Annotated in this window: 10 protein-coding genes and 1 pseudogene; 3 read left to right on the top strand and 8 right to left on the bottom strand. The window is 65.8% G+C overall.

The genetic code is table 11. The features are described from left to right. From IT472_RS07465 to IT472_RS07475, 3 genes are all read right to left on the bottom strand, one after another. Positions 1-752 (bottom strand): ABC transporter transmembrane domain-containing protein (locus tag IT472_RS07465; RefSeq protein ID WP_297180462.1); only part of this gene is annotated, 752 nt, incomplete at its 3' end. A 229-nt stretch (positions 753-981) separates the two neighbouring features. After that, positions 982-2,001: a hypothetical protein gene (locus tag IT472_RS07470; RefSeq protein WP_297180464.1), complete on the bottom strand. Its 1,020-nt coding sequence runs from the start codon at positions 1,999-2,001 to the stop codon at positions 982-984. Beyond that, positions 1,998-2,549, bottom strand: a complete 552-nt coding sequence (locus IT472_RS07475; protein WP_297180480.1) for an RNA polymerase sigma factor — start codon at positions 2,547-2,549, stop codon at positions 1,998-2,000. The genes IT472_RS07470 and IT472_RS07475 overlap by 4 nt, the downstream gene beginning before the upstream one ends. A 171-nt stretch (positions 2,550-2,720) precedes the next feature. Here IT472_RS07475 and IT472_RS07480 point away from each other — a divergent pair, with 171 nt between their 5' ends. Continuing rightward, positions 2,721-5,606: an EAL domain-containing protein gene (locus IT472_RS07480; protein WP_297180466.1), complete on the top strand. Its 2,886-nt coding sequence runs from the start codon at positions 2,721-2,723 to the stop codon at positions 5,604-5,606. Between the two features lie 19 nt (positions 5,607-5,625). Here the strand turns inward: IT472_RS07480 and xseA are convergent, their stop codons facing one another. After that, a complete protein-coding gene (gene xseA, locus IT472_RS07485; protein WP_297180468.1) occupies positions 5,626-6,969 on the bottom strand; it encodes an exodeoxyribonuclease VII large subunit in 1,344 nt (447 codons plus the stop codon). A gap of 66 nt (positions 6,970-7,035) precedes the next feature. Between xseA and ispG the strand changes: the two genes are divergently transcribed. Continuing rightward, a complete protein-coding gene (gene ispG / locus IT472_RS07490) occupies positions 7,036-8,298 on the top strand; it encodes a flavodoxin-dependent (E)-4-hydroxy-3-methylbut-2-enyl-diphosphate synthase (protein WP_297180470.1) in 1,263 nt (420 codons plus the stop codon). Between the two features lie 51 nt (positions 8,299-8,349). Here ispG and cysK read toward each other — a convergent pair whose 3' ends face one another. Further along, positions 8,350-9,309: a cysteine synthase A gene (gene cysK / locus IT472_RS07495; protein ID WP_297180472.1), complete on the bottom strand. Its 960-nt coding sequence runs from the start codon at positions 9,307-9,309 to the stop codon at positions 8,350-8,352. A gap of 33 nt (positions 9,310-9,342) precedes the next feature. Continuing rightward, positions 9,343-10,800, bottom strand: coding sequence for a siroheme synthase CysG (gene cysG, locus IT472_RS07500; protein WP_297180474.1), 1,458 nt, complete (start codon positions 10,798-10,800; stop codon positions 9,343-9,345). A gap of 152 nt (positions 10,801-10,952) precedes the next feature. Between cysG and IT472_RS07505 the strand changes: the two genes are divergently transcribed. Continuing rightward, entirely contained in the window at positions 10,953-11,921 is a 969-nt protein-coding gene (locus tag IT472_RS07505; RefSeq protein ID WP_297180476.1) for a LysR substrate-binding domain-containing protein, read from the top strand. Between the two features lie 164 nt (positions 11,922-12,085). Here IT472_RS07505 and IT472_RS07510 read toward each other — a convergent pair whose 3' ends face one another. Together IT472_RS07510 and IT472_RS07515 are read right to left on the bottom strand one after the other, a co-directional pair. Beyond that, a complete protein-coding gene (locus IT472_RS07510) occupies positions 12,086-12,820 on the bottom strand; it encodes a phosphoadenylyl-sulfate reductase (protein WP_297180478.1) in 735 nt (244 codons plus the stop codon). Further along, a pseudogene (locus IT472_RS07515) lies at positions 12,817-13,373 on the bottom strand (sulfite reductase); the annotation flags it as partial. The gene IT472_RS07510 and the pseudogene IT472_RS07515, both read right to left, overlap by 4 nt.

Consider the following 13,373-nt stretch of genomic DNA (forward strand, 5'->3'; position numbering starts at 1 on the left):
ATGGCCTGCGCACCAATGCGGCGGCGTGCGGTGGCCACCGCGGTCACCATCGCGCTGGCGTAGCGCCGGCTTTCGTGATCCTCGCGGGCATCGGCCTGCACCGTGCGCACGGCGCCCAGCGCCTCGGTGGCCAGCGCATTGGCGTCGGCGATGCGGTCCTGGCTGGCGCGCGAGGTCTTCTGGATGCGGCGTGCGCCGATCATGATCGGGGCCACCGCCGCGGGGATGCCGACCAAGGCCCATGCGGCGAGTTTGGGGCTGGTGACGAACAGCATCACCAGCGCGCCGATCACGGTCACGCTGCTGCGCAGGGCCACCGACATGCTGGAGGCAATCACGCTGCGCAGCAGTTCGGCGTCAGCGGTCAGGCGTGAGACCAGTTCGCCACTGCGGCTGCGGTCGTAGAAGCCGGCATCGAGCCCCAGCAAGTGCGTATACAACTGCGTGCGCAGGTCGGCGACGACTTTCTCGCCGAGCAGGGTGACGAAGAAGTAGCGCGCCGCGGTCGCCAGTGCCAGCGCCACGATCACGACCAGCACGAAGCCGAATACCCGGTCGATGTTGGCGCCGCTGCTGAAGCCCTTGTCGATCATCTGCCGGAACGCAATCGGCAGGCTCAAGGTGGCGGTCGACGAGCAGATCAGCGCCAGCAGCCATGCAACCAGCAGCGAGGAGTGGCGGCGCATGAAAGGCCACAGCGCGCGCAGCGAGCCAAGTGGCGCGCCCGTCGGCGCCGGAGAACGGGAGTTCATTCGCGCATTTTAAGGCAACGCGGATTTAGTCGGCGTTGCCTGCCGACCATGGATGGTCGGCCGCGGATCGATCGCCGAAGTGATTGATCCGCATGAGCTGCGTCCGGGCATGCACCGGACACAGCGTGTGCTGACACGTCCAGGAGGGACTTGTTCAGCATTGTCTTGATGGTGCGACGGCAAGCTGCGACGATCCGCATCAACCGGGCTTGGGTCCGTGCGCGTCGGTTCAGTGGGGCGGATGACGTTCGAGGTCGCGCAATGCCGCCGGGATGCGTTCGTTCGGATAGCGCCTGCGGAATTCGGCCAAGCTGGCACGGGCCTCCTCGATGTGACCTTCGTGGACAAGTTCGGAGATACGCCGCAGCCAGGCTTCGCGCGCAAAGGGCGAGTTCATCGTGGCTGGCGGCTCGTCGTTCTCGTTTTCGGGGGCGGCTTGCCCAACGACACCGAAGCCTTGCGCAGACAATGCCTGTTTAGCCGTTGAATCCTGCGTGGGCGGTGCAGGGGGCGGCGCCGGCGCGAGAGCGGGTGCCGGCATTGCCGGTCGTGGTGCCGCTGCTGCCGCAGGCGCGCGGACTTCTGCAGACTCCGGCATCCGGTCACGGAGGAGTGGCCTTGACGCAGGCTGTTCATTGCCGCCAGTCGGCTTGCCGATCGCCTCGGAAGGAAATGCGGAAACGGCGGCTTGCGTTGGCGGTGGAGCCGAAGGTTGGGTCGAATCCATGGGCGGCGAAGCGGGCATGGCTTGGGCGTGCTCAACCGCTTCAGGCGTCGCTTCACTCCGTGGGGGCGCCTGTTCCGTGGCCGCGCGCGGCCACGGCGTCCGGGCGACGCCTGCATCGGGCTGGAAAGGGAGGTCGTCGGCGTGGTTTAGGGGTTGGACAGCCGGCCGTGGGGTCGTCTGTTGTCCGGTATCCGGATCCGCCCGGGAGGCTGCTGGCATGGGGACTGCAAAATCCTCGTTTCCTGCAGCTGGCGTGGCGGCATCCACCTGCGCATGCTGGGTGAGTGCTTGCCGCGACTGCCAAGCCAGGCCAATCGCGAGGCACAGCGATGCTGCCAGTGCCGCCGGGGCCTGCCAGCGCCGTGCTCGCCGCACCGGATTGCCGGCCGGTGCCGCCCGCGCAGCGGCCAGGACCTGCGCATCCATCTCCGCGGTCGGTTCGCTGCGCCCACGCGTGCGCGGAAGCTGCGCAGCCAATGCACGCTCCTCGGCGTCCAGCGGATCGGGTCGATCGCGGTTCACGGAGACAACCTCGCGCGCAGTTTGTCCATGGCGTAGCGCAGGCGGGATTTGATGGTTTCCCGGCCAGCGCCGACGATTTCCCCGATTTCCTCCAGTGACAGCTCCTGCTCCAACCGCAGCAGCAAGACCTCGCGTTGTTCTGCTGGCAGGTCATCCACGGCAAGTTGCAACTGCCTGCGGCGTTCGAACTCGGACAGCGCCCGCTCCGGGGTATCGGGATCGGCGATCTGCGCCAGTCGTTCGTCGGCATCCATCGGGGCAGTCGGCCGGTGTGCGCTGCGTCGCCAGTGGTCGCCAAGCCGGTGGTGGGCGATGGCGAATAGCCAACTTGCGAAGCTACCCTCGGGCTTCCACTGCGCGCGTGCGGCGATGACCTTCTGCCAGACGTCTTGGAACAGTTCATCGGCCAGAGCGTTGTCGCGCAAGTGACGCAAGAGGTGTCGGTACAGCCGCTGCCGGTAGCGAGCGTAGAGCTGCTCGAAGGCGCCGGCAGTCCCGGCCACCCACGCCATCATCAGGTCCTCGTCGCTGTCGCCCGCCGCGTCCACCTGCACCAGACTAAGCGCAGACCCGGCTCCCGGGAAGGGGCAAGGCGGGAGTCGCACGATGGTTTGGGCATGGCGCATACTGGAGGAAACGCATCAGGATCGACAACGGGGTTGCCTTGTGATTGGACGGGATGGCGCGGCGTCTGGGTTGCAGGCAATATGGCGTAGACGATGAACGCGACTTCCAAAGCTGCACGGTCACTGTCCGTGGATGCGGCCGCCAGGCAGCGCCTCGGGGTGCTGGCGGGCGTGGCCAATCGTCTTGCGAAAACCCTGCCCGTTGGCGCGCGGGTGCGACTTGCTTGGCAGCATCCCGTGCTGGGATCCGGAAACGATATCGGGGCGACCGGCGAACCGGCGTCCATGGGTGCATTGCGGCTGGGCTGGACGGGGCCGGACGGGATCATCCTCAACGTCGTGGCCAGCCATCCCAAGCCGTGGCCCGAGGGAATCGAGCAGTATTGGCCCGAGAGTGTCCGCCAACTTGTCGACCAGGCGGTGCTGGCGGTCCAGGCTGCGCAGCAGATCGAATCCCTGCAGCGTTCGGAGCTGTTGCGGCAAGCGCTGTTCGAGATTGCCGATCTCGCCGGCAGTGCGCTCGATCTGCACGTCATGTTGCACAAGGTGCACACGATCATCGGCGAATTGATGTACGCGGACAATTTCTACATTGTCCTGTACGACGATCGCAGGCAGACCATGCGTTTCCTGTATTTCGTCGACCAGCTCGATCCTTGGGTCAATGATCCCGAGGCGGAGATCCCGGTCACCGAGGAAGAGAACACGCTCACGATGCACCTGTTGCGCAGTGGTGAGACCCTGCGTGGCCCCTCGCAACTGTTGCGCGAGATGTTCCACATCCCCGATCAGCCGGAAAACGGGCCCGACAGCGCTGACTGGCTGGGCGTCCCGATGAGTCGGGATGAGCGCGTCGCCGGGGCGCTGGTCGTGCAGAACTACCGCCAAGCCAACGTCTACAGCGAGGACGACCGCATCCTGCTGGCCTTCGTCGCCCAGCATGTGTTGACCGCGCTGGAGCGCAGGGAATTGCGCAAGCGGCTCGAGGAGCGGGTCGCCGAACGCACCTCAGAGTTGCAGCGTGCCAACCGGGAGCTGCAGACGGAGATCGTCGAACGCAAGCGCGTGCAGGAGATCCAGCGCGCCTTGTACCGGATCGCGGAGCTGTCGCTGACCAGCGAGAGCCTCGGTCACTTCTATGCCGAGGTCCATGACATCGTCAGCGGCTTGCTGTACGCGCGCAATTTCTATATCGCGCTGCTGTCCGAGGACGGCAGCATGCTTGAGTTTCCCTATTCTGTGGATGAGCGTGATCCGGATCGGAAGGCGCGCAAGCTGGCCAACGGGCTGACCGAATTCGTTCTCCAGACCGGAAAGCCGCTGCTGGCCGATCGCAAGCGGATCCTGGCGCTCGAGTCGGAGAACAAGGTGCGCAGCCACGGTGCGCACGCCAGTTATTGGCTGGGCGTGCCGCTGCTGCACGAAGACCGGGTGGTGGGCGTCATCGCGGTGCAGAGTTATTCCGAGGAACTGAAGTTCAGCACCGCTGATCAGGATCTACTGACCTTCGTCGCCATGCACATCGGCAGCAGCCTGTCCCGAAAGCGGGCCCAGGACCGGCTGGTCCAGGCCCATGCCAGCCTCGAACAGCGCGTCAGCGAGCGCACCCGTGAACTTGCGGAGGCCAATGTCGAATTGGTCGACCAGATCAGCGAACGCATGCGCGCCGAGCGCAAGCTGATCCACCAGGCGATGCACGATGCGCTGACCGGGCTACCCAATCGCCTGCAATTGCTGGGGCGGCTGGGGCGGGCGATCTCCGCGGCGGCGCGGGATCCTTCGACCTGCTTTGCGGTGCTGTTCATGGATCTGGACCGATTCAAGCTGGTCAATGACAGCGTGGGCCACGCGGTGGGTGACGAATTGCTGATCGAAGCCGGGCGAAGGATCGTCAGTTGTGTCCGCGGCAGCGACGTCGTCGCGCGGCTCGGTGGGGATGAATTCGCGATCCTCGCCGAACGCCTCGACGGGCCTGAGATGGCAGAGGACTTGGCCCAGCGCGTGCTCACGTCGCTGTCGGCCCCGGTCTGGGTGGCTGGACGCGAATTGTTCCCGAGCGCCAGCATCGGCATTGCCCTGTGGCACCCGCGCTACCGCAGCGGGGAGGAAATGCTGCGCGATGCCGATGCCGCGATGTACCGGGCCAAGCAGGATGGGCGCGACCGCTGCGCCCTGTTCGATGAGCAGATGCACCGCGAGGCGACCCGTAGCCTCGATCTCGAAGCGGACATGCGGCGTGCGATCCAGGCAGAACGCTTCCTGCCGTACTACCAGCCGATCGTCGACATCAAGACCGGCGAGACGCTTGGTTTCGAGGCCTTGCTGCGCTGGCAGCACGAACAGCTCGGTTTGTTGCTGCCGGGGCAGTTCATCGACATCGGTGAGGACAGCGGCCTGATCGAGCAGGTCGACTGGCAGATGTATTCGCGGGTCATCGCCGACATGGCCAGCCATCCCGATCTGCACGGGTATGTGGCGATCAATGTGTCGCCTAGGCATTTCCGAGTCCAGGATTTTGCGGAGCGCCTGCTGTCGCTGCTGGAGAATGCCGGCGTTGCTCCTGATCGACTGAGGGTTGAAATCACCGAGGTTGCCCTGCTGGACGACGCGCCGCGAACCCGTGAATGTCTGGACCAGCTGCGACGCCATGGGATCCTTGCGCAGCTGGACGACTTCGGGACCGGGTTTTCCGCGCTCTCGTACCTGCACCGCTTCCCGATCGCCAGCCTCAAGATCGACCGCAGCTTCGTGGCCGGCCTCGACGGCAAGATCCGCAACGAGAGCATTGCCGTGATCCGCGCGATCATTGCCTTGGCAGGCAGCCTCGGCATCGAACTGATCGCCGAGGGCGTCGAAACCGAGACGCAGAGGCAAACCCTGATCGAGTTGGGCAGTACCTATGCCCAGGGCTTCCTGTTCGGCCGCCCGGCACCACTGGGGACAAATGAACCGGGTGAGGTTGCCGCATCGCGGGAGTGATCCTTGTTCGCCGCCGCGATCAATTCTCGTCGTGGATGCCTTCGACCTGCAGTTGCAACAGGCCGTCGCCTAGGCGCGCATGCAGGCGATCCCCCGTGGTGACGTCGGCGGTCGATCGCACGATCCTGCCATCTTCACGCTGCAGGATGCTGTAGCCACGCGCAACGGTACGCAACGGGCTGATGGCATCCAGGGAACGCACCAGTCCCGTCAGCTGCAAGGCATCGTGCTGAAGACGTCTGGCAACCAGCGTGCGTGGGCGTCCGGCCATGGAGCGCAGGCGTTCACGCAGGCGTTCAATGCGCAGGCGTGGATGGGCGGCCTGCAGGCGCAGCGCGAGAGAATGCAGGTTGGCATTGTCCAGTTGCAACCGCTGCACCAAGGCTGCCTCCAGCAATTGGCGCCTGTGCCGAATGCGTTGCTGCCATGCGTCCAGCCGCGCCTGCGGACGTAGCGCGAGTAATCGCAACCAACTGCGGTCGGCACGCTGCGCACGTTCGCGCAGCCCAGTGTCGCGCAACGCATGCAGGCGTTGCCGCAGGCGTGCGAGTTCGGTGCGCAATGCCGCCGCATCCGGGACCAGGATCTCCGCAGCGGCCGAGGGCGTGGGGGCGCGCAGGTCGGCGGCGAAATCGGTCAGCGAGAAATCGGTTTCATGGCCGATTGCGGACACTGTCGGCGTTGCGCAGGCGGCCACCGCGCGGGCCAGCGCCTCATCGTTGAAGGCCCACAGGTCTTCCAGTGAGCCGCCGCCGCGGGCCAGCACCAGCACGTCGTAACGGCCGCTGGCATCTGCACGTTGCAGCAGGGTGCGGATCTGCGTGGCCGCGCCTTCGCCCTGCACGGGCACCGGCAACAGTTCGACTTCGACCAGAGGAAAACGCCGTCCCAGCACGCTGAGGATGTCGCGGATCACCGCCCCGGAGGGCGAGGTGAGCACGCCGATCCGGCGCGGGAAGGCGGGCAGGGCGCGCTTGCGTGCCGTGTCGAACAGGCCTTCTTCGGTGAGCCTGGCCTTCAAGGCATCGAATGCACGCCGCAGCGCGCCTTCGCCGGCTTCCTCCATGGTGTCCAGCACCAACTGGTACTCGCCGCGTGGCTCGTACAGGGTCAGGCGACCGCGCACCAACACTTGCATGCCTTCGCGCGGGATGAACTTCAGCCACTGGCTCTTGGGCCGGAACAGCGCGCAGCGCACCGATGCCCGCGCGTCCTTGAGCACGAAATAGACATGCCCGGATGACGGGCGTGCGAGGTTGCCGATTTCGCCTTCGACCAGCACCGCTGGAAAGGCGCCTTCCAGCAGGTCGCGTGCCAGGGTATTGAGCTGCGTTGGGGTGAGCGTGTGGTTGCTGGCGGGCATCGGGCAAGGATACCCCGGGGCGCTGGCGACCACCGGGAGGTCTTGCCGAGGCAGTAAAATGACGAAATGAGCGCATCTTCCGTCCACGATTCTTCCTGCTTCGGCCCGCAGCCACGGCGCACGACCCGACAAGTTGACATCGCCGGCGTGAAGGTGGGCGGCGGTGCGCCGGTGGTGGTGCAGTCGATGACCAATACCGACACCGCCGACGTGGCGGCGACCACGCGCCAAGTGGCCGATCTGTGGCGCGCCGGGTCTGAGCTTGTGCGCGTGACAGTGAACACCCGCGACGCCGCAGCGGCGGTGCCGAAGATCGTCGAGCGGTTGGCGATGATGGGTGTGAAGGTGCCGATCATCGGTGATTTCCACTACAACGGGCACACCTTGCTGGCGCAGGAGCCGGCCTGTGCCGAGGCCTTGTCCAAGTACCGGATCAATCCCGGCAATGTCGGCTTTGGCAAGAAGAAGGACATCCAGTTCGCGCAGTTAATCGAGTTCGCGCTGCGCTATGACAAGCCGGTGCGGATCGGTGCCAATTGGGGCTCGCTGGACGAGGCGCTGGCAACCGCGCTGATGGACGAGAATGCGCAACGCTCCGATCCGTGGGACGCCGGGCGGGTGATGCGCGAGGCGCTGGTGCGCTCGGCGCTGGATTCAGCGCAGCGGGCGGTGGAGCTCGGCTTGCCCGCTGATCGCATCATCCTCAGCACCAAGGTCAGCGGTGTGCAGGAATTGATCGCGGTCTATCGCGACCTTGCGCAGCGCAGTGAGTTCGCCCTGCATCTGGGCCTGACCGAAGCAGGGATCGGCAGCAAGGGCATCGTTGCTTCGAGTGCGGCGCTGGCGGTGCTGCTGCAGGAAGGCGTGGGCGACACCATCCGCATTTCGCTGACGCCCGAACCCGGCAGCCCGCGCACGCAGGAAGTGGTGGTCGCGCAGGAATTGCTGCAAACCATGGGCCTGCGCGCGTTCACGCCGATGATCACTGCCTGCCCCGGCTGTGGCCGCACCACCTCGGAGTTCTTCCAGCATCTCGCGAAAGTGGTGCAGGAGCATGTGCGCGCGAAGATGCCGGAGTGGAAGATCAGCCGCCCTGGTGCCGAGAACATGACGATCGCGGTGATGGGCTGCGTGGTCAACGGGCCGGGCGAATCGCGCCACGCCAATATCGGCATTTCATTGCCGGGTACCGGTGAGGCACCGACGGCACCGGTGTTCGAGGACGGCAAGAAGACCGTCACCTTGCGTGGCGAAGGCATCGCCGAGGACTTCGTGGCCCTGGTCGATGCCTATGTCGATCGGAATTATCGGGCGGTTGCCACCGCTTGATGGCCCGCGTTCGGCCATCCTTGGTCGCTGTTTCGTGGTGCTTGCTGCGGGTCAGCCCTGCGCCGCCAGCCAGTCGTCGTCGCTGCCATCATTGAGCTCGGCCCACAGCGGCGAGGAGAAATAGCGCTCGCCCGTGTCCGGCAGCATGGCCAGCAACACGCTGCCGGCGGGCGCGGAATCGGCCAGCTTCAATGCAGTTGCGGTGGTGGCGCCGGCCGAGATACCGACGAAGATGCCTTCCTCGGCGGCCAGCCGCCGCGAGGTGGCGATGGCTTCGTCGTCGGTGATCGTGCGCAATTCGTCATAGGCCGCGCGATTGATCACCTCCGGCACGAAATCCGGCGTCCAGCCTTGGATCTTGTGCGGGTTCCAGGCATCGCCCTTGAGCAGGGCGGCGCCGGCCGGCTCGGTGGCGATGATGCGGACGTCCGGACGTGCCAGCTTCAACACTTCGCCCACACCGGTGATGGTGCCGCCACTGCCCCAGCCGCTGACGAAGTAATCCAGCCGCTTGCCGGCAAAATCGCGCAGGATTTCCGCCGCCGTGGTCTGGCGGTGGTAGGCGGGGTTGGCCAGGTTGGTGAACTGGCTGGCCCAGAACCAGCCGTGCTTTCCGGCGAGCTCCTTGGCTTTTTCGACCATGCCAGCACCGCGTGCGGCCGCCGGGGTCAGGATCACCTTGGCACCGTAGGCGCGCATGGCCTTGCGGCGTTCGATCGAGAAGGTCTCGGTCATCACCGCCACGAACTTGTAACCACGCGCGGCGGCGATCATGGCGAGGGCAATGCCGGTGTTGCCGGATGTGGCTTCCACGATGGTGTCGCCGGGCTTGAGCAGCCCGCGGCGTTCGGCGTCGAGGATGATGCCGAGGCCGAGCCGATCCTTGACCGAGCCGCCGGGATTGAAGGACTCGGCCTTGACGTAGACGGTGGCGTGATCGGGGGAGAGCCGGTTGAGCTTGATGATCGGCGTGTTGCCGACGGTGTCGAGAATGCTGTCGTACAGAGCCATTGCGAAAAGTCCTTGCTTGGAATATTGGATTGATCAGGCGGCGCGGGCGAGGTCGTCGTTGCGACATCGTGCGCTTGCCGGCGTGATCGGCAGGCTGCCGAACCAGTGCAGGCGTGTGGACAGTGCGGCGACCTCACCGATGATCATGAGTGCGGGGGCCTGGATGGCGTGATCTCGCGCCAATTCCGGCAGGTCCGCGAGGGTCGCGGCGATGACGCGCTGCTGCGGCAGGCTGCCGTTCTCGACAAGCGCAGCCGGCGTCGTGGCGGGCAGTCCATGGGCAAGCAGGCGCTCGCGAAGACGCACCAGTCCGGACACGCCCATGTAAAACACCCGCGTCTGGCCGGGCTGGGCCAGCGCGGCCCAATCGTGCTCGGCGTCGCCCGCCTTGGCTTGTGCGGTGAGGATGCGCAGTGACTGCGCATGCGCGCGATGGGTCAACGGAATGCCGGCATGGGCGGCGCAGGCGACTGCGGCGGTGATGCCCGGTACGACGTCGTAGTCGATGGACTGCGCACGCAGCGCTTCCAGTTCCTCGCCGCCACGACCAAACACGAACGGGTCGCCGCCCTTGAGCCGGACCACGTGCTTGCCGGCACGCGCATGTTCGATCATCAGCGCGTGGATCCGCTGCTGGGTGGCGTCGTGGTTGCCACCAACCCGTTTGCCGACTTCGATGCGCTGGGCATCGCGCCGCGCGAGCGCCAGCACGTCGGTGCTGACCAGTCGATCATGCAGGATCACGTCAGCCTCGTTGAGCACGCGCAGTGCGCGCAGGGTCAACAGGCCGGGATCGCCGGGGCCGGCACCGACCAAGCTCACGCGACCGCGCGGGGTGCCGGTGTGCTGTTCCAACTCGGCCTCGAGCAGGGTTTGCGCGGCAGGGGTGTCGCCGCGTCGCAGCAGGGCTTGCACGCGGCCGTCCAGCGCACGCCGGAAGTAGGCGCGTCGGTTGGACAAATTCGGTAGGCGGGCGCGGAGTCGGCTGCGCAAGCCGACGAAGAGTTGGGCCAGCGTTGCCAATGATTCGTCGAACTGGGCTTCCAGCTGTTCGCGCAGATGGCGGGCCAGCATCGGCGCGGAACCTCCGCTGGAGATCGCGATCTGCAGCGGGCCGCGCTGCACGCGGGCCGGAAGGTGCGCGCTGGCCAGTTCGGCATCGTCGACGACGTTCACCCACAGGCGTCGCGCAGCGGCGGCTTCGGCGACCGCGCGATTCACGGTGGGATCGTCGGTCGCAGCGACGACCAGCCACGCATCGTCGAGCTGATGTGGCGCGAATGTCGTGTCGAGATGATGGATGCGTTGCGTGCGCACCAATGGTGCCAGGCTCGCATCCAACGCCGGTGTGACGACTGCGACTTCGGCATGCGCGTCCAGCAGCGCGGTGACTTTTCGCGCAGCCACGTCGCCGCCACCGACCACCAGCACGCGACGGCCGCGCAGGTCGAGAAACAGCGGGAACAGTGATGGGGCAGGGGTGTCTTGCATGCGGCCAAACTAGGCCGCGTCGACAAGCAGGTGAAATGGCGGCATGATTTTCGCTTATGCTTTCAAGGCATAAGCATTGAGTGGAAAAGATTTCCGTGCCATATATAATTCATCGCTACATTCAGATAAAGCGATAAATAGGACTCGCCGCCGTGACCCTGACCCAGCTTCGCTACCTCGTCGCCATCGCCGACTCTGGCTTCAACATCACCCAGGCGGCCGAACGCGTGCACGCCACCCAGCCGGGCCTGTCGAAACAACTCAAGCAGTTGGAGGATGAACTCGGCTTTCAGCTGTTCCGCCGCAAGGGTCGCAGCCTGCTTGGCGTGGCCCCGGCGGGGGTCAAGGTGATCGAGCACGCGCGCCGGATCCTCGCCGAGGCTGCCAACATCCGGAGTTACGCCGCCAATGAGCGCGGCGAGTACCGTGGCCGCCTGTTGCTGGCAACCACCCACACCCAGGCGCGTTATGTGCTGCCTCAGGTGATCGCCGATGTCACCCAACGGTACTCGGAAATCAGCGTGGACCTGTTCGTGGCGGGGGATTCCGAAGTCTTGACCAAGTTGGACGAGTCCGACTTCGCCTTGGTCAGCAGTGCCGGCAGCGTGCCTGAAACCAACGGTCTTGCGATCCCGTTGTTCCGTTGGCGGCGCGTGCTGTTGGTGCCGAAGGATCACCCGCTCACACGCCTTGGGGATGCGCCCAGCATCGTGGATCTGGCCCACTATCCGATGATCTCCTACGAGTCGTCGAACCTGCCGGAATCCTCGCTGCAGCGCACCTTTGCAGCGGCCGGGGTCACCCCACAGATCGCGATGACCGCGCGCGATGCGAACCTGATCGAAACCTATGTTCGCACCGGGCTGGGTGCGGGCCTGCTGGCCGAAATGGCGGTGGGCGGACGTGTGGATGATGACTTGCGCGTGCTGCAGGCGCCGCTGGAACTGCCCGAATGCATCACCTGGGCAATCGTTCCGCGCGGGAAGGTGCTGCGCGAGTACGCGCTGGCGCTGTTGAACGGCTTGGCGCCGCAGATCGATCCGCGTGACCTGCGCCGCATCCTCGAAGGCAACCAGCCGCCGTTGTGGCCGGAACCGCCGCGCTGGAAGGCGGCGGGTTGAGGCATTTGGTGGGCATTCCCGCCATCGGTGTTTGACCGTGTCGGCGGAGCATCTGGCGGGTCCTGACCCGCAGTCTTGAATCGCGCCGGCGCATCGACGGCCGATTGCCTGCCATCGCTGCGACGCACCCAAGCCAACGATGTACGGGTGGGCGGCGATCAGCCCTACGCTGCGGACACCGTGGGTTCGTCGAAATGCAGGCCGCATTCGCGACGCAGGCCGAAGAAGCGCGTCTGGGCGGCATCCATGCCCGGCAGCAGCGGCTGGGTGGTGTGCACGTCCCCGATCGAGACATAGCCCTGTCGCGCCAGCGGATGTTCGGGCAGTGCGTTCACCAGCATGTAGCCGCCAATCTCCTGATCGGTCCAGTCGGCGATCGGATGGAATTTGAAGCGGCCGTCGCGGATATCGAGGAAGGGCAGGTCGCGCCGGCTGCGGGATTGTTCACGGCGCAGTCCGGCGTGCCAGCTGCGCACGTCCAGTTGACGCAGCGCACGCTGCATCGGTTCAACTTTACGCAACTGGTTGTAGCGGTGGAGGCCGTCGCTGCCGGCTTCCCACAGTTTGCCGAAACGTGCTTCCATCCACGCGCTTCCGATCTCGGGATGGTGGACGTGCAGGTTCAGGCCGAGCTGTTCGACCAGCTGGTCGGCATAGCGGTAGGTTTCCGGGAACAGGTAGCCGGTGTCGACCAGGATCACCGGGATGTCGGGGATGACCTGGGTCAACAGGTGCAGGCTGACCGCCGATTGCACGCCGAAGCTCGTCGACAGCGCATGGCCGCCGGGGAGGTGCTGCAGCGCCCATTCGATGCGCTGCTGAGCCGTTCGTGGCGCCAGTTCGCGATTGAGTTCGGCGAGGGTGCCGGTGCTGATGCTGACGGGGTCGAGCTTGCTCATGTCGATCCTCCGGGCCGGTTCTGGCCTCGGGTGGTGCCTTCGCTGGTGGCAACCAGCGCGTGGGTGGGATAGGCGGGCAGCGCGACGACGCCGACGCGGTGCAGGAAGTCGCCGAAGTGCTCGCCGTGTTCGCGCTCGGCGGCATAGCGGCCCAGCAGGGGGTCGAGGATTGCGACAATCTGCGCTTCGGTGATGTTGTCGCCGGCCAGGGTGTTCAGCCGCATGCCGCGATGGTCGCCACCGAGGAACAGGTTGTAGCGCCCGGGCGCACGGCCGACCAAGGCAATTTCGGCCAGATACGGGCGCGAGCAGCCGTTCGGGCAGCCGGAAATGCGCAGCACGATGGGTTGTTCGCGCAGGCCGTGTTTGGCCAGCAAAGGCTCGATGACATTGAGGAAGGTCGGCAGATAGCGTTCCGCTTCGGCCATCGCCAGTGCGCAGGTGGGTAGCGCCACGCAGGCCACCGCAGCACGGGCCAGCGCGGTGGGTGCATGGTTCTCCGCATCCAGCGCGAATTGCGCCACCAGCGCGTCGATGCGGGTGCGCTCATTGG

The sequence above is a fragment of the Thermomonas sp. genome, assembly GCF_020850895.1.
Lineage (GTDB): Bacteria > Pseudomonadota > Gammaproteobacteria > Xanthomonadales > Xanthomonadaceae > Thermomonas.

Coding starts and splice junctions, on each gene's coding strand:
- IT472_RS07480 (WP_297180466.1), top strand. CDS start 2,721: ATGAACGCGACTTCCAAAGCTGCACGGTCACTGTCCGTGGATGCGGCC.
- xseA (WP_297180468.1), bottom strand. CDS start 6,969: ATGCCCGCCAGCAACCACACGCTCACCCCAACGCAGCTCAATACCCTG.
- ispG (WP_297180470.1), top strand. CDS start 7,036: ATGAGCGCATCTTCCGTCCACGATTCTTCCTGCTTCGGCCCGCAGCCA.
- cysK (WP_297180472.1), bottom strand. CDS start 9,309: ATGGCTCTGTACGACAGCATTCTCGACACCGTCGGCAACACGCCGATC.
- cysG (WP_297180474.1), bottom strand. CDS start 10,800: ATGCAAGACACCCCTGCCCCATCACTGTTCCCGCTGTTTCTCGACCTG.
- IT472_RS07510 (WP_297180478.1), bottom strand. CDS start 12,820: ATGAGCAAGCTCGACCCCGTCAGCATCAGCACCGGCACCCTCGCCGAA.